Source organism: Streptomyces sp. NPDC004126, assembly GCF_050275515.1.
Taxonomy (GTDB): Bacteria; Actinomycetota; Actinomycetes; order Streptomycetales; family Streptomycetaceae; genus Streptomyces.
On sequence record NZ_JBNNPF010000052.1, the window covers coordinates 14,198 to 37,217 of the forward strand.

At 73.6% G+C, this 23,020-nt stretch carries 20 protein-coding genes; 14 read left to right on the plus strand and 6 right to left on the minus strand.

What is annotated here, in order from left to right:
• Positions 1-16 precede the first annotated feature (16 nt).
• From ACQKM2_RS33515 to ACQKM2_RS33570, 12 genes are all read left to right on the plus strand, one after another.
• The gene (locus ACQKM2_RS33515) at positions 17-397 is read left to right on the plus strand and encodes a DUF6507 family protein (RefSeq protein ID WP_385765385.1); all 381 of its coding nucleotides are present in this window, start codon (positions 17-19) and stop codon (positions 395-397) included.
• The gene (locus ACQKM2_RS33520) at positions 394-2,604 is read left to right on the plus strand and encodes a hypothetical protein (protein WP_427716549.1); all 2,211 of its coding nucleotides are present in this window, start codon (positions 394-396) and stop codon (positions 2,602-2,604) included. Before ACQKM2_RS33515 ends, ACQKM2_RS33520 begins: the two co-directional genes overlap by 4 nt.
• The gene (locus ACQKM2_RS33525; RefSeq protein ID WP_427716551.1) at positions 2,601-3,449 is read left to right on the plus strand and encodes a hypothetical protein; all 849 of its coding nucleotides are present in this window, start codon (positions 2,601-2,603) and stop codon (positions 3,447-3,449) included. The genes ACQKM2_RS33520 and ACQKM2_RS33525 overlap by 4 nt, the downstream gene beginning before the upstream one ends.
• 77 nt (positions 3,450-3,526) lie before the next feature.
• A complete protein-coding gene (locus ACQKM2_RS33530; protein ID WP_427716552.1) occupies positions 3,527-4,519 on the plus strand; it encodes a hypothetical protein in 993 nt (330 codons plus the stop codon).
• Positions 4,516-5,259, plus strand: coding sequence for a hypothetical protein (locus ACQKM2_RS33535; RefSeq protein ID WP_427716555.1), 744 nt, complete (start codon positions 4,516-4,518; stop codon positions 5,257-5,259). Before ACQKM2_RS33530 ends, ACQKM2_RS33535 begins: the two co-directional genes overlap by 4 nt.
• Positions 5,256-5,834: a hypothetical protein gene (locus tag ACQKM2_RS33540; RefSeq protein WP_427716556.1), complete on the plus strand. Its 579-nt coding sequence runs from the start codon at positions 5,256-5,258 to the stop codon at positions 5,832-5,834. Before ACQKM2_RS33535 ends, ACQKM2_RS33540 begins: the two co-directional genes overlap by 4 nt.
• Positions 5,835-5,883: 49 nt before the next feature.
• Positions 5,884-6,066: a hypothetical protein gene (locus tag ACQKM2_RS33545; RefSeq protein WP_050779875.1), complete on the plus strand. Its 183-nt coding sequence runs from the start codon at positions 5,884-5,886 to the stop codon at positions 6,064-6,066.
• A 22-nt stretch (positions 6,067-6,088) separates the two neighbouring features.
• Positions 6,089-7,429 carry a type VII secretion integral membrane protein EccD gene (gene eccD, locus ACQKM2_RS33550; protein WP_427716609.1) on the plus strand — a complete coding sequence of 447 codons (1,341 nt, stop codon included), beginning with the start codon at positions 6,089-6,091 and terminating at the stop codon, positions 7,427-7,429.
• A 16-nt stretch (positions 7,430-7,445) separates the two neighbouring features.
• Positions 7,446-8,678: a hypothetical protein gene (locus ACQKM2_RS33555; RefSeq protein ID WP_427716559.1), complete on the plus strand. Its 1,233-nt coding sequence runs from the start codon at positions 7,446-7,448 to the stop codon at positions 8,676-8,678.
• The gene (gene eccCa, locus ACQKM2_RS33560) at positions 8,675-12,685 is read left to right on the plus strand and encodes a type VII secretion protein EccCa (protein WP_427716561.1); all 4,011 of its coding nucleotides are present in this window, start codon (positions 8,675-8,677) and stop codon (positions 12,683-12,685) included. Before ACQKM2_RS33555 ends, eccCa begins: the two co-directional genes overlap by 4 nt.
• A gap of 4 nt (positions 12,686-12,689) precedes the next feature.
• Entirely contained in the window at positions 12,690-14,102 is a 1,413-nt protein-coding gene (locus tag ACQKM2_RS33565; RefSeq protein WP_427716563.1) for a DUF6177 family protein, read from the plus strand.
• A gap of 164 nt (positions 14,103-14,266) precedes the next feature.
• Positions 14,267-14,881, plus strand: coding sequence for a hypothetical protein (locus ACQKM2_RS33570; RefSeq protein WP_427716566.1), 615 nt, complete (start codon positions 14,267-14,269; stop codon positions 14,879-14,881).
• Between the two features lie 24 nt (positions 14,882-14,905).
• Here the strand turns inward: ACQKM2_RS33570 and ACQKM2_RS33575 are convergent, their stop codons facing one another.
• Together ACQKM2_RS33575 and ACQKM2_RS33580 are read right to left on the minus strand one after the other, a co-directional pair.
• Complete coding sequence (locus ACQKM2_RS33575) at positions 14,906-15,583, minus strand: response regulator (protein WP_427716569.1); 678 nt, start codon at positions 15,581-15,583, stop codon at positions 14,906-14,908.
• 59 nt (positions 15,584-15,642) lie between these two features.
• Entirely contained in the window at positions 15,643-16,845 is a 1,203-nt protein-coding gene (locus ACQKM2_RS33580; protein ID WP_427716572.1) for a sensor histidine kinase, read from the minus strand.
• Between the two features lie 107 nt (positions 16,846-16,952).
• On the opposite strand from ACQKM2_RS33580, the gene ACQKM2_RS33585 reads away from it, so the two are divergent.
• Positions 16,953-17,939, plus strand: a complete 987-nt coding sequence (locus ACQKM2_RS33585; protein WP_427716575.1) for an SAM-dependent methyltransferase — start codon at positions 16,953-16,955, stop codon at positions 17,937-17,939.
• A gap of 75 nt (positions 17,940-18,014) precedes the next feature.
• Here the strand turns inward: ACQKM2_RS33585 and ACQKM2_RS33590 are convergent, their stop codons facing one another.
• Together ACQKM2_RS33590 and ACQKM2_RS33595 are read right to left on the minus strand one after the other, a co-directional pair.
• Positions 18,015-19,565 carry a M28 family metallopeptidase gene (locus ACQKM2_RS33590; RefSeq protein WP_427716578.1) on the minus strand — a complete coding sequence of 517 codons (1,551 nt, stop codon included), beginning with the start codon at positions 19,563-19,565 and terminating at the stop codon, positions 18,015-18,017.
• Between the two features lie 174 nt (positions 19,566-19,739).
• A complete protein-coding gene (locus ACQKM2_RS33595) occupies positions 19,740-20,864 on the minus strand; it encodes a DUF5937 family protein (RefSeq protein WP_427716581.1) in 1,125 nt (374 codons plus the stop codon).
• Positions 20,865-21,051: 187 nt separating this feature from the next.
• Here ACQKM2_RS33595 and ACQKM2_RS33600 point away from each other — a divergent pair, with 187 nt between their 5' ends.
• A complete protein-coding gene (locus ACQKM2_RS33600) occupies positions 21,052-21,261 on the plus strand; it encodes a hypothetical protein (RefSeq protein WP_427716583.1) in 210 nt (69 codons plus the stop codon).
• Positions 21,262-21,305: 44 nt separating this feature from the next.
• Here the strand turns inward: ACQKM2_RS33600 and ACQKM2_RS33605 are convergent, their stop codons facing one another.
• The gene (locus ACQKM2_RS33605; protein WP_427716586.1) at positions 21,306-21,716 is read right to left on the minus strand and encodes a hypothetical protein; all 411 of its coding nucleotides are present in this window, start codon (positions 21,714-21,716) and stop codon (positions 21,306-21,308) included.
• A gap of 174 nt (positions 21,717-21,890) precedes the next feature.
• Positions 21,891-23,012 carry a threonine aldolase family protein gene (locus ACQKM2_RS33610; RefSeq protein ID WP_427716588.1) on the minus strand — a complete coding sequence of 374 codons (1,122 nt, stop codon included), beginning with the start codon at positions 23,010-23,012 and terminating at the stop codon, positions 21,891-21,893.
• Between the last annotated feature and the right edge of the window lie 8 nt (positions 23,013-23,020).

Below are 23,020 nucleotides of genomic sequence, written 5' to 3' on the forward strand. Positions count from 1 at the left end.
GACACGGGGGTAGGGCATGGACTGGGACATCAAGCCGTCCGGCGTGCAGGGGGTCGTCAACAAGACGATCACCGCCGCGGAGGGCTTCCAGAAGGCGGGCAAGTCGCTCCAGACGGAACTGCCGGAGGCCGCGAAGCACGCGGGCACCATCACTCCGGGCGGCGGCACGGGCGGTGAGGGCGGAGGGATGGGCCCGATCGCCGGTGCGCTGGGCGGGCTCATGCAGTCCCACGACTACCGCCTCGCGTACATCGGCAAGCGCACGGAGGCCTCCATCAACGGGGCGATCAACGCGACGACGGCCTACGTGCAGGGCAATATCGAGCAGGCCCAGAACGCGCAGAACGAAGCGCTGAAGGAGCCCAAGGTCGACCTTCCGGGGGCGGGTCAGAAGTGACCGACCACGTACCGATCAATCCGTGCACGATCCCGCAGTTCACGGGTGACCTGGACGCGCTGGAGCAGGACCACGCGGCGATCACGGCGGCCGCGGGCACGTTCCGCACGGCCGGCGCGAACGTCGACTCCGAGTTCCAGGGCCTCTCGGCCTTCTACACCGCTCCCGAGGCGGCGCAGCTGTTCGCCACCACGAAGCCGGTGAAGACGGACAGCGACTTCTTCGCCGACCAGCTCGAATCGGCGGCGAAGGCGCTGGGCGAGTACGTCACCGAGGCCCGTCCGATCGTGGCGCGGCTGAAGGCGCTCCAGGCGAAGGCGACGACGTTCACGAACAAGATCGCCGGGGACGCGCACTGGAAGGACGACGGGAAGAAGACCGACGAGAACAACGACCTCATCCACGACGTCAACGCGGCGTGTGAGGCGTTCTGGGCGGCGGAGCGGACCTGCGCGAACAAGATCCGCGCCCTGTACTGCGCCCCGCCTCTGACCGTGAACGACGGTTCCAACGGCGCGAACATGTACGGCTACAAGGCCGATGACCTGAACAAGGTCCAGGACCTGCCCTGGGGCTCCCAGCTTGAGGAGACCCACCGGGCGTGGGAGATCGGCTACTGGGCCAAGTCCTTCGTCTGGGACGGGATCATCGTCGACGGGATCTGGGGCACCATCCGCGGCCTCGGCACGCTCGTCGGCGTCGACGGCTGGGACAAGGCCGGCCAGGCCTGGACGGGCCTGGCCAAACTCGCCACGGGCCTGGCCATCACCTCCATCCCCGGTGTCGGCACGGCGTTCTGGATGGCGGACGACAAGCAGCTGCCGGGCTGGCTCAAGGACTCGCGCACGGCGATGAAGGAGACCGGCAAGGCGCTGGTCGCGTGGGACGAGTGGGGCAAGAACCCCGCCCGCGCGGCGGGCGCGGTCACCTTCAACGTCCTGACGACCGTGTTCACCGGCGGCGCCGGCACGGCCGCGAAGACGGGCGGGATCGCGAAGGTCCTCTCCGTCGCCGGGAAGGCCGGCAAGATCATCGACCCGATCACCTACATCGGCAAGGCCGGCTCCCTCGCCAAGCTGAAGATCGGGGACCTGTTCGCGAACCTCGGCAAGGTCGACGGCGCGTTCCCCAAGATCGACGACGTGGTCTGGAAGGACCTCCCCAAGGCCGACGCGCCGGGCATCAAGTTCCCGCACCCGGACGACACCGTCCGCCTGCCCGACGACGCCCTCGGCCGCCCCCAGTACTTCGACAAGACCACGAACCAGCTCCTGGACCACAAGGGCCTCCCGAAGCAGGACCTCACCTCGGTCCCCAAGGGCCCCGACCACCCCCTCGCCGAGGTCCCGAAGAAGCAGGAAGTCACCGTCGGCGGCCCGGCCCACCAGGTCGACGCCACCACCCACACCCCGGGCGGCACCACCACCCACACCCCGGGCGGCGGCACGTCCCACACCCCGGGCGGCGGCACGTCCCACACCCCGGGCGGCACCGCCGACAACCTGCCGCACAACAGCCACACCGAACCCGGCGGCACCACCCCCGGCCACGGCGGCACCGACACCACCCCCACCGGCGGCCACACGGACACCCCGTCCACGGGCGGCCACGGCGACGGCCCCTCCACGGGCGGTGGCCACGGTGACGGCCCGACGGTCCCGCACCAGGGCGAGGGCCCCGGTGGCGCCGGCACGCCCGGCGGCGAAGGACCGGGTGGCGGCGCCGGGGATGCCGAGCCGCCCGCCAAGGTGAGGAAGCCGGAGGAGTCCTGGCCGGCCCAGGACGACATCGCGGGTACGGCCAGGGGCAAGGACCTGATGTACCCCAACTCCCGCCATGACCTAAACGGCATCAGGGGCGGTCGGGTGGACACGAAGAACACCATCATCCTGCCGGAGACCAAGGAACTGGTTAAGCAGGACATCGCGGAGATCGCCGCCGGGCGCGCCGACTTCGACCCGGTGAAGCAGATCTACACGGTCAACGGGCGCAGCTACGGTGTGGAACAGACCGGTCGTACCTTCCCCGTGTCGGGTCCCGGCCTCATCAACCTCGACCGCGTGGAGTTCGAGGCGATGAAGGCGATCATGAGGGCGGACGGAGACCTCAGCAAGCTCGACAGGATGTTCAAGAACGCGCCGAAGTTCAAGGAGAATCCGGAGAAGGTTCAGCGGATGATCGACCTCTACAGGGAGTACTACCCGTGATGTACGGATTCTTGACCGCAGCGGCACCGGAGCCGGAAGTCGTGGCCCGCGTGCTCGCGGAGACCTTCCGCGTGCCCCTGCAGTCGGTCGACGTCTCCCTGGCCAGTGAGCTGGACGACCGGAACTGGGATGCGACCGTCACCTGTGACTACGAGCTCCAGCCGGGCGACCTCGTGGGCCAGCTGAGCGTCTACGGGGCCGAGGAGGTGCCCGACCAGCCTGCAGAGGAGGAACTTGCCGGCGCGCTGGCGCGTGGGCTGTCCACGCCCGTGCTTGCCTCCTGGGGAAGCGCCCCGTCGATCCACCGGCTCGTGACCCCCGAAGGGCTCGTCACCTTCGCGCGTGTCGAGGAACTGGAGGACGAGGAGGCCGGCTTTACGGTCTCGACCACCCAGGTCGCCGTGGCCGCATTTCCCCACGCGGTGGTTGCGGGACTTCCCGAGGTGGCGCGGGAGCTTCCGGTGTCCACCCCGGTGACGGACGCCCTTCTGCCCGCCGTGGACCGGCACAGCCCGGCCGGCGAGGCGCGGACGCTCGTGTGGCTGTGGGAGGCGGCCCTCTCTCGGATGGCCACAGGCTGGCCGCCTGCGGGCTGGTACGGGGCCGACATGTACCGGGAGGACCTGGAGAACCGTGACCGGCTGAGCACCGCGATTGAGGGGCTCGCCGGCGACGAGCGGGCATCTGTGGCCGCCGCGGTGGTTTCCCTGGACACGGTGTTCCGGGAGCAGACGACGGAAGACGGTGGCCAGGCGCTCGCCACCGCTCTTGAGAAGGACACCGGGGACTTCGCCTCAGCGGCGTGGTACTGGCATCACCGCCCGGTGACCCTGCCCTGGAGCTGAGCCGAGGCGCTTGAGTGCGATTGCCGTGGCCGGGCAGGGAGTACCGCTTCGACCGACCACGCCGATGTGGAGCAGCAGTGATCACGACCGAGCCGGTGGGGGAGTGGTTCTGGGAGCCCTCTCCCGTGCTCGACGCCCCCGTGAGCGGGGTTTCGAGGGCCCTCGTGCTGGTGGGGGAGGTCAGGGACGTCCTGGCTTCCCTCGGGCTGGTCGCCGACGGCGGAACGGGCTCGGTCGAGCTCTGTGACCTGTCGGCCATGGCGCGGCCGCTGTTCGCGGTGCGTTACATGCCGCTCGACGTCCTGGCCGAGCAGGCATCCGCCGTGCGGCTGCTGCCCGGTCGGCACCTGACGGTCAGCCTCCGGCTCCCCGGCGAGTGGGCGGAGGCCGGGGTCCGGCGGCGGGCCGAGGAGCTGTTCGGCGTACGGGTCCACGTGTGGGGCGAGGGGGCGGTGATGCTCGGGATGGGCGTCTACGCCGATCCCTGGCTCACCCAGGACCTCCGGGAGCGGCCGCAGCCCGGGGTGGCCGTCGAGAACGCGCCCCGGCTCGCCGCCGCGCTGGGGCGGATCTCCGCGCTGACGGGGTCGGAGGTCGACCCCGGTGACGAGACCCGGCACGCCCGGCCCACGGCGGACGGGTTCGCCGACCTGCTGGCGGAGGGGGCTGCGTACGCGGACTCCTGGGGCACGTTCGAGGTGCCCGCGCGCCGGCGGCGGCTCATGAAGCTGCTCCCCGGCGGATACGGGGAGGAACAGGACTACGAGTGCACCACCGAGGAACCCGTCCGGTACGCCGAAGTACGGGGCGGGGAGCGGCTGCTCGGGTTCCTGTGGGCGGCCGCCGACGGCGCGGCCGGCTACGAGCCCCGCAGCGCGGCGGGGGACGAGGCCTTCGCGGCGGGCGTGCCCTGGCTGCTGCGGTTCCGGGCGGCCCGAGGGGCCGGGGCCTCGGCGCTGGAGGCCCTGGACGGCTGCCTCGGCCGTACCGAGGACGGTTGGGCCGTCGGAGCGGCCGTGGTCGGGGAGTCGTCACTGGACGCGCTCCAGGAGCTGTCGGGGAGGGGATGAGCGTGACGGCGTCGCGGATGCTGGAGCGGCTGCGGGCCGTGGACTGGGACATGCGGTGGGACCTCGCGTTCGAGCACTGCGGGTCCCGGCAGGTGCTGATGTGGGAGTACCTGCGCCGGGCCGCCGTGTGGGCGAAGGCCTGCGGGGCCGAGGAGGCGTGGCCGTTCTACGACGTCACGGCGTACGTGGACCCCGGGTTCGAGCTCCCGGCCGCGCAGGCGGCCGAGCTGGACGGGCTGGAGCGCACGGTCGTCTGGGGGGAGCTCCGCAAGACCTGTGCCGGGGCCGTGCGGCTGGCGGGGCTCGGGGAGCGGACGCCGGACGCGGTGGCCGGGCTGCCGGACCTGTACGAGCCGCTGGTGCTGTTCTACGAGCGCGGCGGGTCCTTCAGCCGTGACTGCTCCGGGGCCTTCATCGACCTCGTCGGGGTGATGTGCCGACCCGGCAAGCTCGCGGGCTACCTCGGCAGCCGGCCCGTCGCCGTCCTCGACGACGCCGTGCTCGACGCGCTGGAGGGCGAGGGGCGCATCACGTACTACGGCGCGGAGGACGGCCGGGAGACGGTCCAGCGGCGGCGGGAGGTCAGGGACGTGGACGTACCCGCGGACGAGGTGTTCGGGTGGGATCTGCGGTGGCAGCCGTCGGACCTGCCGGCCGAGCGGGCGGGGCTGGTCGTGATCGACCACCTGGAGGCGGCCCGGCGGCTCGGGCGGACCGTGTCCGCCGCCACCGCCGGGTGACCCGCGCGGAGGAACTGGTCCGGCGCGTCACCGCCGTCGACTGGCGGGCCAAGGAGCACGACTTCGGGCACGGGGCCGAATGCGCGCGGCTGCTGCGGGAGTACCTGCGGCGGGCCGCGCTCTGGGTGCGGGTGTTGCAGGAGGGACGGGAGGGGGACTTCTTCGCGGCCGGGCAGCCGGACCGGTGGCCCTTCTTCGACCTCGCGCGCCGGGTCGACCCGGGAGTGCGGGCGGATCCGGAACTCCTCGCCCGGCTCGACGGGTTCCTCGGCGCGCACGCGGGCAACCCGCTCACCGGCAGGATCTGCCGGGCCGCGCTGGACTGGGCCTCCCTGTCGCCGGAGGCCCTGGCGCCCCTCGCCGGAATGCCCGACCCGTTCGAGCCGCTCGTCGGGGTGTTGGAGGCGGGCGGCGGGTTCTGGATCGAGAACGGGTTCGTGGACTTCGTCGAGTGCCGGGTGCGGCTGGGAACCTGGCAGGAGCATGACGGAACCGGCGCTGCCGGTTTCGGCGTCGTGAGGGGGCGTACTAGCGTGCGGGGCGACAGGGAGAAGGGAGGCCGGGGTGGCGGCTGAGGACTACGACAGCCAGTTGCTGGAGTCGGTCGCGGTGCGGCGGCGCCGGATGCGCGACGCCGTGCTGTTCGGCGCGCAGCGCGGGCGGCGGGTGGCCGACGAGCGGATCGGGAAGGCCGTCGCCGGGCTGGTCATCGCGGCGGTGCTGTGCGCCGGCTGCGTCGGCTGGTCGTTCATCTCCCACCGCCTCATCGGCAAGGTCGGGACGCCCGGGCAGGTCAGTACTCGGTGATAGGTTCGAGCGCGTGGTGAGCATGGGGGCAGTGAGCGGTACGGCTTTGAGCCGGGTCACCCTGGTCGGTGAGCGGCGCCGGATGGATCTGGTACTCCCCTCCCAGGAGCCCGTCGGGCGGCTGCTGCCCGACGTCATACGGATGCTGGACGACCGGGTCGCCGCGCAGCCGATGCTGCGTCACCTGGTCACGGCCGACGGGTCCGTGATCGAGCACGGCACCTCCCTGGAGGACGCGGGCGTCGCAGACGGGGCCGTGCTGCGGCTCGTACGGGTGCAGGACGTGCCGTCCGCGCCCGTGGTGCACGACGTCACCGACGAGGCCGCCGAAGACCTGGACGTACGCGCCTGGCGCTGGCGTCCCTCCGCGCGGCGGGTCACCGCCGGGGCGGGGCTCGTGCTCTGGGTGCTGGTCGCCGGCTGGTTCGCCCGGCGGGAGTTCGCGCCCGGCGCCGTGGCCGGGGTGCTCCTCGGGACCGCCGCCGTCGCGGGGGCCGTCGGGGCGCTGGCGGGCCGGCTGAAGCGGTCGGGGCTGGCGGCCGCGCTGCTGGCCTGCGCCGCCGCGGTCGGGGTGCTCGGGGCGTGGACCCTGGGCGACGCGCAGCACTGGGGCGCCATGGGCCGGCTCGCCGCCGTCGCGGGTGCGCTGGCCGTCGGGCTCGCGCTGCTGGGGTGGTTCACGCCGCTCGGGCGGGGCGGGCTCGTGGGCGCCGCCGCCGTGCTGGGCCTGACCGTGGCGTGGGAGGCGACCGCGCTGGCGCAGGGCCAGGCGGGCGCCCGTACCGGGGCCGTGCTCGCCGTGTTCTCGGTGGTCCTGCTCGGGCTGCTGCCGCGCCTCGCGCTGGCCGCGGCCGGGCTGACCGGCCTGGACGACCAGCGGGCCCGCGGGGTCTCGGTCAGCCGGTACAAGGTCGCCACCGCCCTCGGTGCCACCCACCGGGGCATGGCGCTGGCCACCCTCGCCACCGCCGTCTCGGCGGGCGCGGCCGGTGTGGTCGCGCTGCGGGAGCCCGACGTGTGGACGGTGTCCCTCGCCTCGGCGGTCGCCGTCGTGCTGTGGCTGCGCGCGCGGGCGTTCCCGCTCGTCGCGGAGGTGGTCGCGCTGCTGCTGGCCGGGGCCGCGGTCACCGTGGCGGCGCTGCTGGTGTGGGCCGGCCGGGCCGGTGCGGCCGGGCCGCTGGCGGTGCTGCTGGTGCTGGCCCTGGCGGCGCTCGGCGTCCTCGCCGTCCAGCCGCCCGAGCACGTGCGGGTCCGGCTGCGGCGGGTCGGGGACACCGCCGAGTCGATCGGCGTCATCGTGCTGTTCCCGCTGCTCATCGGGGTGTTCGGCGTGTACGGGCGGCTGCTCGGCACCTTCGCGTAAGGGTTGCTACTCAGACATGTCAGACATGAGCATGAACCAGCGGCGTGACGACTGGCAGGCCGGCGTCCTCGGCGATCTGACCGGCACCCCCCAAGCCGCCCCGGCTCCGCAGGCCGCCCAGGCCGCCCAGGCACCGCAGGGTCCCTCGGCAGCCCAGGGCCTCCAGGCCTCCGAGGCTCCCCAGGCCGGCCCCCTGCCGGTGCAGCCGCACGCCCCCCTCCCGCAGCAGCAGGCGCCCGCGCAACAGCAGGCGGCCCCGCAGCAGGCGTACGCACGGCAGTACGCCCCGCAGGCGCCGCAGGCCCGGCAGGCCCGCGCGCCCGAGACCGTCCCGGTCCCCGGCGCGGACGCCCCCGCCGGCCGGCCCCGCCACGGCGACCCGCTGGCCCGCCGGACCCTGCGCACCCTGCGCGGAGCGCTCGGCTCCTCGGTCGCCAAGGCCGTCGCCGCCGAGACGGAACTCGCCACCCAGGTCCAGCAGCCCGTCACCACCGGCCGCCAGATCGTCGTCACCAGCATCCGCGGCGGCTCCGGCAAGACCACCGTCACCGCCCTCCTCAGCCGCACCTACAACCACTTCCGCCACGACCCGGTGCTCACCCTGGAGGCCGACGCCGCCCTCGGCACCCTCCCGGTCCGGCTCGGCGTCCCGTCCCTGCGCTGGACCTGCGCGGACCTCGCGCAGATCGTCCGCCCCTCCATGCAGCTCACCGACATCACCGGCTACCTCGTCCCGCTCCCCGACGGCGGCTGGCTGCTGCCCGGCAGTCAGGGCCGCATCGGCGCCCAGGTCGACGTCGCCACCTACCGGACCGTGATGGTCGCCCTGCGCCGCTACTTCGGCGTCACCGTCGTCGACTGCGAGACCCTCCCCGGCGAGGTCGCCCGCACCGCCCTCGACACCGCGCACGCCCGCGTGCTCACCGCGCCCGCCACCGCCGAGGGGCTCGTCTCCACCCACGCGGTCCTCGACTGGCTCGGCTCCCTCCCGGTGCCCGTGCTGCCGCGGACCGTCGTCGTCCTCACCGTCCAGGCCCCGCACCCCGCCGTCGACCTCGGCAAGGCCGTCGAGAAGCTGCGCGCCACCGGCGTGGGCGTCGTCGTCCTGCCCTACGACCGCCACCTCGCCTCCGGCGGCGCCGTCAAGTCCGAACTCCTCGCCTTCCAGACCCGGGAGGCGGCCGTGCGGCTCGCCGCCGACGTGCTCCAGCGGGCCGTGGCCCTCCCGGCTTCCGGTGCCGCCCGGTGACCCAGCAGCTGATCCACCGCCCGGCCCGGGGCACGATGCCCCCCGCCCCCGGCCGGCCCCACTCCGTCGAGGCCCCGCCCAACCTGCCCGAGGGCAAGATCGGCAGCCCCGCCACCGCCCTGCTGCCGATGGCGGGCGTGATGGGCTCGGTCGTGATGATGACCGTCATCCGCAACAGCCAGTTCGCCGCCGTCGGCGCGATCGTGCTCGTCTTCGCGCTGATCGGCGCCGTCGCCCTGTTCTGGTCCCAGCGCGGCAAGGCCCAGCGCACCCGCCGCGCCCAGCGCGAGCGCTACCTCGAATACCTGGAGGAGCAGCGCGAGGAGCTCGGCGCCCGCGAGAAGGCGCTGCGCGACGAGGCCCGCCGCCTCAACCCGCCGCCGGAGGCCCTGTACGACCTCGTGCGCGACCCCGCGCGGCTGTGGGAGCGGCGCCGCACCGACCCCGACTTCCTGCGCCCGCGCCTGGGCACCGGCGCCGTCGCCGTGCAGGAGCTCTCCCTCGCGGCGGGCGCCGGCGGCGTCCTCACCCCGCCCGACCGGTTCATGCTCAACGAGGCGGGCGCCCTCATGGCCCGCTTCGGCCGGGCCAGCGACTTCCCGCTGACCGTCCCCCTCGACCGGGCCGGCAACGTCAGCATCGTCGGCGACCGCGAGGGCGTGCTGCGCGTCGCCCGCGCCCTGCTCACCCACACCGCCGTCCTGCACGCCCCCGACGACGTGGCCGTCGCCCTCGGCGTGCCCGGGGACCGGCTCGGCGACTGGGAGTGGGCCAAGTGGCTGCCCCACGTCCTCGACCAGCAGGAACAGGACGGGCCCGTCGCCGCCCGGCGGATCGCGCCCAGCCTGCCCCAGCTCGCCTCCGGGGTCCTCGCACCCGACCTGCGCCGCAGGGCCTCGTACGCGGCCGAGGTGCGCCGCGGCCTGTCCGACAAGCGCGCCCTGCGCCTGGCCGGCCGGCTCCTCGTCGTCAGCGACGAGTACGGCGAGAACGCCGTCGAACTGCCCCGCCCCGACACCGCCGTGGGCCTGGCCGACATGAACACCACCGTGCTGCACCTGCTCGCCGAGCAGGTCCACGAGCCCGACGAGGTGACCATACGGATCACCGTGGACGGCAGCCACGTCACTGTCCGGGACCTGCGCACCCCCGAGGCCCCCGCCGCCGAGGGCATCAGCGACGCCCTCGGCCCGGCCACCGCCGAGGGCCTGGCCCGCATGCTCGCCCCGCTGCGGCTGTCCGCCGAGTCCGTCGCCGAGGGCACCCCCGTCTCCGGGCCGGTCGACTTCATGGGCCTGCTCGGCATCGCCGACCCCGCCGCCCTCGACGTCAAGCGGATGTGGGCGCCGCGCGGCGAACGGGACTTCCTGCGCGTCCCCATCGGCATCGACGACCGGCACGGCCCGGTGCTCCTCGACCTCAAGGAGTCCTCGCAGCTCGGCATGGGCCCGCACGGCCTCTGCGTCGGCGCGACCGGCTCCGGCAAGAGCGAGCTGCTCCGTACGCTCGTCCTCGCCCTCGTCGCCACCCACTCGCCCGAGGACCTCGCGATGGTCCTCGTCGACTACAAGGGCGGCGCGACTTTCGCCCCCTTCGAGAAGCTCCCGCACGTCGCCGGCGTCATCACCAACCTGGAGAACCAGGCCGGGCTCGTCGAACGCGTCCACACCAGCCTCGCCGGCGAGGTCAAGCGCCGCCAGCAGGTCCTCAAGGACGCCGGGCACGTCGCCGACATCGGGCACTACGCGGTGCTGCGCGCCGAGAAGCCCGAACTGGAGCCGCTGCCGCACCTGTTCGTCGTCATCGACGAGTTCGGCGAACTCCTGACCGCCAAGCCCGACTTCATCGACCTGTTCCTGTCCATCGGCCGCATCGGCCGCTCCATCGGCGTGCACCTGCTGCTCTCCAGCCAGCGCATCGAGGGCGGCAAGCTCAAGGGCCTGGACACCTACCTGTCGTACCGGCTGGGCCTGCGCACCTTCTCCGCCGACGAGTCCCGGACCGTCCTCGACACCACCGACGCCTTCCAGCTGCCGCCGCTGCCCGGCTTCGGCTACCTCAAGGTGGACACCTCCACCTACACCCGCTTCAAGGCCGGCTACGTCTCCGGCCGCTACCGGGGCCCGGCCGCCGCCCTCGACGACACCGAGCGCGGCCCCCTCGCCCTGCCCTACCCCACCTTCAACACCCTCCAGGACAGCACCGGCCCGGCCGAGCCCGCCGAGGAGAAGCCCACCGCCACCGCCCGCGAGACCGGGCCCAGCGTGCTCTCCGTCATCGTCGACCAGCTCGCCGACGCCGCCCCGCCCGTCCGTCGCATCTGGCTGCCGCCGCTGCCCGACGCGACCCCCCTGGACGCCGCCGCCGGACCGCTGTCCGTCACCGGACACGGACTGCGCCTCGGAACCGCGGAGCGCGCCCCGCTCAAGGTGCCGCTCGGCGTCCTCGACGACCCCGCCCGCCAGTGGCGCGGCCCCTGGGAGCTGGACCTCACCGTCGCCGGCGGGCACACCGCCGTCACCGGCGGCCCCCAGTCCGGCAAGACCACCCTGCTGCGCACCCTCGCCCTGTCGCTCGCGCTGACCCACACCCCGCAGGAGGTCGCCGTCTACGGCCTCGACCTCGCCGGGGGCGGCCTCGCCGCGCTCGCCGGGCTCCCGCACGTCGGCGGGATCGCCGGCCGCGCCGACCGGGAACGGGCCGCCCGCACGGTCGCCGAGGTACGGGCCATGCTCGCCACCCGCGAGGAACTGTTCCGCGAGCACTCCATCGACTCCGTCGACCAGCTGCGGCAGCTGCGCTCCCGGGGCCGGCTGCCCGAGCTGGCGTCCACCGACATCGTCCTGCTCGTCGACGGCTACGGGGCCCTGCGCGAGGAGTTCTCCGAACTCGACGACTCCGTCACCGACCTCCTCAAGCGGGGCGGCGGCTACGGCATCCACGTCGTCGCCGGCATGCTCCGCTGGAACGACGTCCGCATCGCCAACCAGTCCCTCTTCGGCGGCCGCGTCGAACTGCGCCTGGGCGACCCCTCCGACTCGGCCATCGACCGCAAACTGTCCGAGACGATCTCCCCGGACACCCCGGGCCGCGTCCTCACCGACGGCAAGCTGTTCGCCCAGACCGCCCTGCCGCGCATTGACTCCCGGGCCGGGAACACCGACCTGGCCGCCGCCCTGGAAGAGGCCGCCGGAACCGTCCGCGCCACCTGGCACGGCGAAATCGCCTCCCCCGTACGGGTCCTGCCCGCACGGCTGCCGTCCGCCCGGCTGCCCGGCGTCGACGAGGAGCCGTACCGGATCCCCGTCGGCGTCGACCAGGACGTCCTCGCCCCGGTGCTCCTCGACCTCTTCGGCCAGGACCAGCACCTGCTGATCCTCGGCGACAACGAGTGCGGCAAGACCAACCTGCTCGCCCTCGTCGCCCGCCAGCTCATCGCCCGCTACGGCGAGGAGGAACTGGTCTTCGCCGTCTACGACCCGAGGCGCGGGCTGCGCGGCGTGGTCCCCGAGCCCTACCGGGGCGGCTACGCCCACAACGCGAAGATCGGCGCCGCCCTCTCGGCCGGCATCGCCAAGGAACTCGACAAGCGGCTCCCCGAGGACGGCATCGACCCCGACGCCGAACCGGGCGAGGGCCCCGGCTTCGCCGGACCGCGCATCGTGGTCCTCGTCGACGACTACGACATCCTCACCACCGCCGGACAGCAGCCCCTCCAGGCGTTCGTCCCCTACCTGCCGTCCGCCCAGGACATCGGCCTGCACTTCGTGATCGCCCGGCGCGTCGCCGGCTCCTCGCGGGCCCTGTACGAGCCGCTGCTGACCACCCTGCGCGAGTCCGGCACCACCGCCCTCGTGATGAACGGCGAACGCTCGGAGGGCCAGCTGTTCCCGCAGCTGTACGCGAGCGCCCAGCCGCCCGGCCGCGGCACGCTGGTCCGGCGCGGACGCCCGCACCAGATCGTGCAGACCGCCCTCGCCGACTCCCCGACCCAGGAAGCGCCCTGACACCGTGACCAAGGACGTCATCGCCCTCACCGCCAAGATGCCCGACACCACCGCCCTGATGGTGGCCCTGACGGCGGGCGGCGCGGACCTCGACGCCCAGGCCGTCGGGGACGGCGCCGTCATCCAGCTGCTCGGCGCGGCCGGCCGGCCGCTCGTCTCCGTCGAGGCACCCGTACTCGTCCAGGTCCCCGGCGAGGTGGAACGCCTCCTCGGGACGCCCTCCGCCACCCCCGTCTGGTGGACGGAGACCCGCGCCTCCACCGCCGTACCCGAGGCGGCCCCCCTCGCCGGGGCAGTCGCCGGACGCCTCGCCGAGGTCCTCGGCGGCGCGGTCTGGCCCGAGGGCGCCGGGCACGTCGGGGTGGTGCCGGTGACCTCCGAGGCCTCGGCGGCACCCGCGCCCGTCGGAGCCCTCCCGACCGTGGACGTGGTCACCGAGTCCACCGCCGTCGTCCTCGCCGACCGGCCCGTGATCGGGCTGACCACCTGGCTGTCGGACGTCCTGCGCACCACCGCCGAATTCGGCGCGGCCCTGCACATCGTCACCCCCGACCACTGCCGGCTCAGCCTGCCGCTGCGCACCGCGCTCGCCGGCGCGCCGAACCGGTGGGTGGTCCAGGACCCCGCCTCCGGCTACTACGACGGCCTGTCCGGCGCGGTGCTGGCCTGGCAGGACGGCACCTTCGCCCCGGTCCGCGACGAGGCGGGCGACCCGCGGCCCGCCGCCGCGTTCCGGCGGGCCGAGGCGTCGGGCGAACGCCGGCTGACCGTGCAGTTCCGCACCGAACACCCCGCCGAGGAAGGGCTGCTGGTCGGCCGCTCGCTGGAGGCCGCCTGGCGCACCCTGACCGGGGGCCCGCCCGCCGGCTGGGGCACCGCCGAGCCGGTGAACCTGCCGTGGTCGCCGCGCCAGCTCTCCGACCTGGCCCGGGGCCGGGCGCCCGAGCCGACGCTGGTCACCGCCGTCGGGTCGCCGGAGCGGCCCGCGCTGGCCACCGTACGCGTGCTCCGCACGGCCGCCGGGGTCGAGGAGGACGTCACCCTGTCCCTCGGGTACGGGCCCTCCGAGGAGGTGCCGCTCGACGCGCTCGCCCGGCTGGCGGAGGAACTCGTCGCCGGGCACGGCCTGATCAGCATGCTGGCCGCGCTCGGGCCCGGCCGGCGGGACCTGAGCCTGACCCCGCGGGTGTCCGCCCCGGCGGTACCGGTGTCCTTCACCCTGGGCGGCGCCGGCGTGGCCGAGGCGACGCTGACCCAGGCGCGGCGGCCCCCGCTGGAGGTCAAGCCCGTCCAGGTGGGACCGCAGCGCAGGCCCGGGCTGCACTACCCGCTGGGCGACGGCGGCGACCCGGCGGCGTGGGAGTCCCTGTCGGTGCTGCTGGCGCACCTGCGGACGGCGGTGCCGCCGCTGCCGTAGGCGGGCGCCGTCGTCAGGGTGGCGGCGGGCCGGACGTGGGGTTGCGTACGGCAGCCGGGGTAACTCCGGGCCGACAATATGAATCTGACGGTTGCTCCGGGTAGTGCAGGTCCGGACGGACCCTCGACCCGGTCCGCGTCTCGCAACCGAAGGACAGCACACCCATGAAGCTCTCCCGCACCGCACGCGTCGCCGCCCCCGCCCTGGCCGCCCTGGCCCTCACGATGGCCCTCGCGGGCCCGGCCTCCGCCGACCCCGCGCTGGTGACGCGCAACGGCGGCCAGATCCTCTTCACCGCCCAGCCGGGGGAGACCAACACCGTCACCTTCAGCACGAGTGGCGGATTCTTCCAAGTGCAGGACACCACCAGCGTCCTGATCCCGGGACCCGGTTGCGTCCAGTTCGGCAACCCCAACACCGTCCGCTGCGGCTCGCCGACCGGCTTGACCCGCATCCTGGCCTCACTGGGCGACCGGGACGACCAGGCCACCAACGAAACCTCCATTCCCAGCGACCTCATCGGCGGAGAGGGCCAGGACCGCCTCATCGGCGGCTTCGGCCCCGACCGGCTCATGGACTCCGACGGCTGGAGCGTCTCGCCCGGCAGCACGACCACCTTCGAGGGCAGGACCGGCAACGACACCATCATCAGCCGCAACGGCGGCCTGGACCGGATCGACTGCGGCGAGAACCCCGGTGACTTCGACCTGCTGCTGGCCGACTCGGCACTCATCGACTTCGTCGTCCCGTCGACCTGCGAGTTCACCCAGCGCGCCTGACCCCCCCCCGAGGGGGCGGCGGGACTACCCCGCCCCGCCGCCCCCGGCGCGCACCAGCCCCGTCTCGTACGCCAGCACCACCACCTGCACCCGGTCGCGCAGGTCCAGCTTCGTCAGGATGCGGCCCACGTGCGTCTTGACCGTCGCCTCCGACAGCACCAGCCGGGCCGCGATCTCCCCGTTCGACAGGCCCTGCGCCACCAGCAGCATGACCTCGCGCTCGCGGTCCGTCAGCCGCTCGATCTCCTTGTTCTCCGGCTCCGCCGCCGTCGTCGGCAGCATCGGCGCGAACCGGTCCAGCAGCCGCCGCGTCGTCGAGGGCGCCACCACCGCGTCCCCGCTGTGCACCGACCGGATCGCGGCCAGCAGCTCCGCCGGCGGCACGTCCTTCAGCATGAAGCCGCTCGCGCCCGCCTTCAGGCCCGAGAACGCGTACTCGTCCAGGTCGAAGGTGGTCAGGATGATCACCTTCGGGTGCTGCTCCGGCTCACAGATGCGCCGCGTCGCCTCCACCCCGTCCAGCTTGGGCATGCGCACGTCCATCAGGACGACGTCGACCGTCGTGGCCCGCAGCACCTCCAGCGCCTCCAGGCCGTTGCCCGCCTCGGCGACGACCTCCATGTCCGGCTGCGCGGCCAGCACCATGCGGAAGCCGGTGCGCAGCAGCACCTGGTCGTCGACCAGCATCACTCGGATGGACATCCGTGACTACCTCTGCCTCTTCTAACGACGTACGACGTCTAAAGCGGTCCCGTGCGGGGCTAACTCTTCTTGAGCGGGAGCAGGGCACTGATCCGGAAGCCCCCGCCGGGGCGCGGACCCGCGTCCAGGGTTCCACCGACCATACCGATGCGCTCCCGCATGCCGATCAGACCGTGTCCGGCGCCGTCCGCGCCGCCGTCCTCGTACAGTTCGTGCGCCGCGCCCCGCCCGTCGTCCTCGACCAGCAGGCCCAGCCCGTCGTCGAAGTAGACCAGCCGCACGCTCGCCCTGGCGTCGGGGCCCCCGTGCTTGCGCGTGTTCGTCAGCGCCTCCTGCACGATCCGGTACGCCGTCAGCTCCACCCCGCTGGGCAGCCTGCGCGGTGCGCCCTCCACCTCGAAGTCGACCGTCAGCCCGGCCGCCCGCACCTGCTCGACCAGCACCTCGATCTGCTCCACGTCGGGCTGCGGCACGTAGTCCTCGGACTCCTGCGGCTCGCCCGTGCGCAGCACGCCCAGCAGTCGGCGCATCTCGGCCAGTGCCTGCCGGCCGGTGCCGGAGATGGTCTGGAGGGCCTCCTTGGCCTGGTCGGGCGCCACGTCCATGACGTACGCGGCTCCGTCGGCCTGGACCACCATCACCGAGACGTTGTGCGCGACGACGTCGTGCAGCTCGCGGGCGATCCGGGCCCGCTCGGCGGCCACCGCGACCTTGGCCTGTGCCTCGCGCTCCTTCTCCAGCCGCTGGTTGCGCTCCACCAGCTGCGCGTAATAGGCGCGGCGGGTGCGCAGCGAGTCGCCCATCACCCAGGCGAGGGCGAAGGGCACCATCATGAAGAGGACGGAGAGGGCCTGCTCCGTACCGCTGGACGTCTCGTCCACGCCGAAGCGCAGGAAGTACACCGGTGAGGCCAGTAGACCGGAGGCCAGTGCGGCGCGCGAGACCCAGCGCGGCACGTCGGCGGCGGCCACCGTGAACAGCACGACCAGCAGCGCGACGTCGCAGAACTGTATTTCCTGCCCGATGGCCAGCTGGTAGAGGCCGGCGCCCACCGACAGCCAGAACATCGGCACGGTCCACCGGCGGCGCAGGGCCAGGGCGGCCGTCAGCGCGCCGACGACGGGCACGGTGGCCAGCCGCAGGGCGGTGCTCTGCCCCTCGGCCCCGGCCACGTTCATCATCGAGATCCCGAAGAAGAGGACAGCCCAGAAGCTGTCGACGCCCGTCGGGTGTCTGCGGATGAAGTCGTAGAGGCGCTGCACGTAACCCAGAGTAGGGAAAGGAAATAGGTGCTGGAGTCAACCACAGGTGCGATCCCTGCGACGGGTGAGTACTCCCCAAGGTGGAGGGTCGCCTTAACCTGTGGGTGATGAGCGCTGAGGGTGAGGTCAGGGGGCCGGTCCGGTGGCGGGCCGCGATGGAGGCCGCGCTGTACGGGCCCGGCGGTTTCTACGTGCGCCCGGGCGGGCCGGGGCCCGCGGGGCACTTCCGGACCTCCGTGCACGCCTCCGTCCTGTACGCGGGGGCCGTGGCCCGGCTGCTGGAGTGGGTGGACGCGGAGCTGGGCCGGCCCGCGCGGCTCGACCTGGTCGACATGGGGGCCGGGCGGGGCGAACTGCTGGCCGGCGTCCTCGCCGCCCTGCCCGCGGAGACGGCGGCGCGGGTGTGCCCGTACGCGGTCGAGCGCGCGGCCGAGCCCGAGGGGCTGGACCCCCGCATCCGCTGGGTGGACGGGCCGCCCGAGGGGGTGACGGGGCTGCTGTTCGCGAACGAATGGCTGGACAACGTACCGCTGGAGATCGCGGAGGACGGCCGGTACGTGCTGGTCGCCCCCGACGGCGCGGAGACCCCCGGCGGGCCCCTGGAGGACGCCGACCGGGAGTGGCTGGAGCGGTGGTGGCCCGGCGCGGCCGGGCCGGACGGCGGCCGGGCGGAGATCGGCCGGGCCCGCGACGAGGCCTGGGCGGCGGCCGTCGCCACCCTGGACCGGGGCCTCGCGGTGGCCGTGGACTACGCGCACACCCGCGACGCACGCCCCCCGTACGGCACCCTCACCGGCTTCCGCGGCGGCCGCGAGACCGCTCCCGTCCCGGACGGCGGCTGTGATGTCACGGCGCACGTCGCGCTCGACGCCTGCGCGGGACCGGGCGCCGCCCTGTTCACCCAGCGCGCGGCCCTGGCGGCCCTCGGCGTCTCGGGCGGCCGGCCGCCGCTGGCCCTGGCCTCCACCGACCCGGCCGGCTACGTCCGCGCCCTGTCGGCGGCGGGCGAGGCGGCGGAGCTCACCGCGCGCGGGGGCCTGGGCGACTTCGGCTGGCTGGTCCAGCCGGTCGGGATCGGGGTCTGGCCGGGGTAGCCGGCCGCCCTCCGGAACACGGCCGAGGGCCGGCCCCCGCGCGGGAGGCCGGCCCCTGGTGTGTCCTGCTGCTGCTTACTCGGTGACGTCGTGGTCGTGGCCCGGGCGCAGACCGCCGCCGTTGCCGGAGCCGGTCGACGGCTTCGGGGTGACCGGCTGCGTCAGCGGCGCCAGGTCCCAGGCGTAGTGGCCGACCGCGTTCGCGATGACGTCGACGTTGATGTCGAGCGCCTTCTGGTCGATGTTGTTGATGTCGTCGCCCTTGCCGTGGTAGTTCGGGTCGTAGGCGACGCCCGCCTGACCGCCGAACTTCGCGGCCTGCGCCGGGGTCTTGATGCCCTCGGCGCCCGTGTCCGTACCGCCCGAGGGGATGCCGGCCTCGATGAACGGGCCGTAGTCCGAGCGGCCGGTGAAGTCACTGCCCTCGTGCGGGATCTTCTGCGCGTCGAGGAAGTCGGTGATCTGCTTCTCCAGCTGCGCCGAGCCCTCCGGGCCGGGGCCCGAGCCGACCTTGTCCGAGTCGTCGCCGTCGTAGACGAAGTACGCGGAGTTCGGCGAGGCGATCATGTCGAAGTTCAGGTAGAGCTTGATCTGCTTCTTCTGCTCGGGCGTCAGCGAGGCCACGTACGCCTCGGAGCCGAGGAGACCGAACTCCTCCGCCGACCACCAGGCGAACTTCACCTTGTTCTTGATCTTCTTCTGCTCGCTCGCGAGGCGCTGCGCGACCTGGAGGATGCCCGCCGAGCCGGAGCCGTTGTCGTTGATGCCCGGGCCGGCCGCGACCGAGTCCAGGTGCGCGCCGAGGAAGACGGTGTTCTCCGGGTCGCCGCCCTTGGTCTCCGCGACGACGTTGAACGTCTTGCGGTTCTCGCGCAGCTCGCGGACGTCCAGGGTGAGCGAGACGGGACCGGCGGCCGCCTCGGCGGCGAGCTTCTCGCCGTCCTCCTGGGAGATGCCGCCGGTGGGGACCTTGCCGGCGTTCGCGTCGCCGAGGGTGCCGTTGAGGGCGCCCGCGGTGTTGTTGTAGATGACCGCGCCGACCGCGCCGGCCGCCGCCGCGTTCGCCTGCTTCGCGGCGAAGGTGCAGCCGCCGCGCTTGATCAGCGCGATCTTGCCGGTGAAGGCGCCGGCCGCGAAGTCCGTGGCCTCGCAGCCGTTGGTGCCGTCGGCGTCGACGGGGGCGACGGCGACGGGCGCGGTGATGCCGCCCTCCGGGCCGCTGGCCGTGTACGTCATCAGCTTGAGCGGCACGTCGCGGCCGGTGGCGCCGTTGACCTTCAGCTTCTCGGAGATCGTCTCGACGTACACGAAGTCGAACTCGTGGCGCGAGACCTGGTACCCGGCGCCCTTCAGCACGGCCTCGACGTACTGGGCCGACTGGGCGTGGCCCTTCGAGCCGGCCACCCGGTTGCCGTTGTTGTAGTCGGCGATCGACTGGAAGACCTTCAGGTGGTTGTTGGCGCCCTTGCCCGTCGAGTCCTTGACCAGCTTCCTGGCCAGCGCGTCACCCCGGGCGGCGTCGCTCTGCGGGCTCGTCGCACCGGCCGGACCGGCGAGGAGCAGCGGGGAGACGAGGGCGGCGGCCGCCAGGACGGCGGTGGCTGTGGCTATACGGCGAGAGGGCATGAAGGTCCTTTCACAGCAGGAAGCGTCTGTGGGGGAGGCGTGGTGGACGCACGTTAGACACCAAGAGGCGGCCCTCGCCAGAGTTTTCACTGCTTCCGGTTTGTGAAATCCGGATATCGGTACCTCTGCCGAGGGGCGAAATCCGGCCACCGTCCGATCGTCGGGCAGATCCGCTCAGCGCAGGATTCCCTCGATGAAATCGCCACCTATTCGTGCGACCACGGACAGATCCAACTGGTGCTGTACATAACGCCCCTGGCGCCGGGTGTGCATCAGACCCGCCCGCTTCAGCACCGCCAGGTGCCGGGACACCTCCGGCGCGGAGATCCCGTAGACCCGCGCCAGCTCGCTCGTCGTGTACGGGGCGCGCGCCAGACTGCGGCACAGCATCATCCGCATGGGGTGCGCCAACGCCTCCATCCGGCGCTGCAGCAGCTCCACCGAGCCCGGCTCGGAGGCCAGTTCGGGCGAGTCCAGCGGGTAGTGCACCACCGGCCGCCAGCCCGGGGCGTGCAGCACCAGCAGGTGCGGCCAGCCGAAGTTCGTCGGCACGAAGAGCAGCCCCGGCCCGACCAGCGGATCCGTCGCCGTGGTCTGGCCGTTGACCATCTTGTCGGCGGTGATCACCGTCAGCGCCTCGTCGACGCTCAGCGCCGACGACACCTCCCGCAGCACCGCCGGCAGCCCCTTGTGGCGCAGCACCTCCGTCTTGTGCCGGGCGTCCGCCGTCTGCCGGGGCTCGATCCGCCGCCAGGTCTGCGCGAAGAAGGCCTCGTCGCAGTCCTCCAGCAGCCGCCGCATCCACACCCGCACCCCGGCCGGGTCGTCCAGCAGCCGGATCGAGAACTCCAACTGCCGCGGCCCGCGCGCCGCCGCCGTCTCCAGCGCCTTCGCCCGCGCCCCCGCGTCCTTCAACGGGTGCGGGCCGCCGCCCTCGTTGTACAGCGCCAGCCAGCAGTGCTCCAGGGCCGCCATCACGAACCGCTCGTCGTCCAGCCGGTCGAGCACGTCCAGCTCCTCGGCCAGCGTCGCCCCGGGGCGGCCGGTACCGCCGGGGATGCCGGCGAAGGCCATGAAGATGTCCGAGAACGAACTGCGCCACATGAAATCGGCCTCTAGGAGCCGGTCGGCGAGGCAGGGGTCGAGCGAAGCTGTGGTGGCCCTCGTCCAGGACTGGAGCCCCGGGTGATGGGACGGCTGCGAGAGCGCGTGCAGGGTCATGCAGAGCTCGGCGAGCGGCGACGGCGCGAAACCGATCCGCTCCGAGGGGAGCCCGGCGATGTCGATGGTGACGCTCATCGCCCCATTGTGGCCTCCCGCGCGCGCCGCGGGCAGGGCAGGGCACGTCGCGAGGGTACGGGCGGGCGCACGCCCGTACGAGGGGCCGTGAAGTCTCTGCCGGGGCATCGCCGCAGGTGAAGGGCGTCGATTGACGGGGAGCGTCAATCGGCGAGCGTGCCGCGCCCAACGGAGTGAGGGTGGATGCATGACAGCGATCGAGCAGTACCTCATCGACACCTACCGCGCGGCCCAGCACGGCACCCCCACACCCCCGCCCCCGGGCCGCGACGACGTGGCCACCCTCCGCGCCCTGCGCACCTCGGCCCAGTTCGCCGCGGTCCTGGACGGCCGCCCGTCCACCCACCCCTGGTTCCACGCCCTGACCCGCCGCCTCCACCGCGGCGGGGCGTGCTGAGGGGGGAGGGAGCGGGGCCGGGCGCCGGCCGCACCGGGGCGCGGCTAAGGACGTCTGGTCAGAATGCAGTGGGGATCGTCGTTGTCCTCATCGCCCACGCGGGTCCAGAGCATCAGCGTGTTTCCGTGGCGCCACACGCCGAGGGAGTCCTGCACCTCGTCGCCCTTGGGGCCCTTGGCGTCGAAGGTCCGGTGGACGGCCGACCCGACCGGCCCCGTCCCGCTCCTCCAGGTGCCGGATCCCGACCGGGGGCCGTCCCAGTTCCAGTCCGAGGCGCCCATCCAGTCGCCGCACACCTGGTTGGCGGTGAAGGTCCCGTCCGACTCCAGCGTCAGGGTGCCGCCGTAGGCGTCGGTCCAGGTGGCCGCGAGTTCGGCCCGGGGCAGTGCGACGGCTTCGCCCTCGGGCGGCGGCCGGTTCCAGATCCTGCCGCAGGCCGTGAGTGCGAGAGCCATGGTCAGGAGGACCAGCGGGATCCGGCAGGAACGCGACACGCTCCACCCCCAACGGTTTCTGCGGGTCGCACGTGCGACCCGGAGGACGTGTGCGCAGCCTGGCACAGGCTTTGAACGTGTTCAAGTCGTGCTGCCGCCGCCCGGGACGCCCCCGCCCACCGCTCCGCCGGCCCCCTAAACCCGCGCCAGGAACCCCGCCACTGCCTCCCGGACCTCCTCCGCCGTCCACGTCAGGCCCGGCCGCGTGATTTCCAGCTCGGTCACCGACAGGCCCGGCGGGCCGTCCGCCGTCCAGCGGCGGAAGAGGGCCGTGCCCGTCTCCTCCGCCTGGCGGGCGCCCGCCTCCGTGAGGCGGTCGGCCTCGTACGGGAGCCACACCTGGAACTGGTGCGTGTGCGGCACCTCCGGGTGGACCCGGGACCACGGCACGCCCGCCTCCGCGAAGGCCTCCCGCAGCGCGGCCGCGACGACCCGGGCCTGCTCCACGTACGCCGGCAGCAGCGGCAGCTCCCGCTCCAGCCCGGCCAGGGCCGCCAGGACCTGGGGGAACTGGCGGAAGATCTGGCCCCCGTACCGGTGGCGCCACACCCGGGTCTCCTCCACGAAGTCCCGGGGTCCGGCCAGGCAGGCCCCGCTCAGCCCGCGCAGCGACTTGTAGAAGGAGACGTACACCGAGTCCGCGAGCCGCGCGATCTCCGGCAGCGGCCTGCCGAAGTGGACCGTGGTCTCCCACAGCCGGGCCCCGTCGAAGTGGACGACCGCGTCCCGCTCCCGGGCGGCGTCCACCAGCCCCTCCAGCTCCTCCCACGAGGGCAGCAGGAACCCGGCGTCGCGCAGCGGCAGCTCCAGCATCAGCGTGCCGAAGGGCTCGGGGTGCTCCCGGACCTCCTGCGGGGTCGGCTGGCGCGGCTCCGTCACCGGGTGGGTGGTCCGCAGCCCGGCCAGTGCCGTCAGGGCGCCGCCCTCCCACTGCTCGGGGTGGCTCACGGGGTGCAGGGCCACGACCTGGTTGCCGGTGCGCCCCGCCCAGCAGCGCAGCGCGACCTGCTGGGCCATCGTCCCCGAGGGGAAGAACGCCGCGTCCTCGGTGCCGAGCAGCCCGGCGACCCGCCGCTCCAGGTCGGCGACGACCCCGTCGCCGTAGACGTCCGCCGGGGCGTCCAGGTCGTACGGGGCGTCGGCGAGCCCGGCGAGCAGCTCCCGGACCGTCTCCTCCCGTCCGCCGCCGGTGAGGGCCCGGCGGGCGCCCTTCCAGGCCGCCACCAGCCGCTTCGTCTGCTCCGCGTCATCGCTCATGGCCCAGA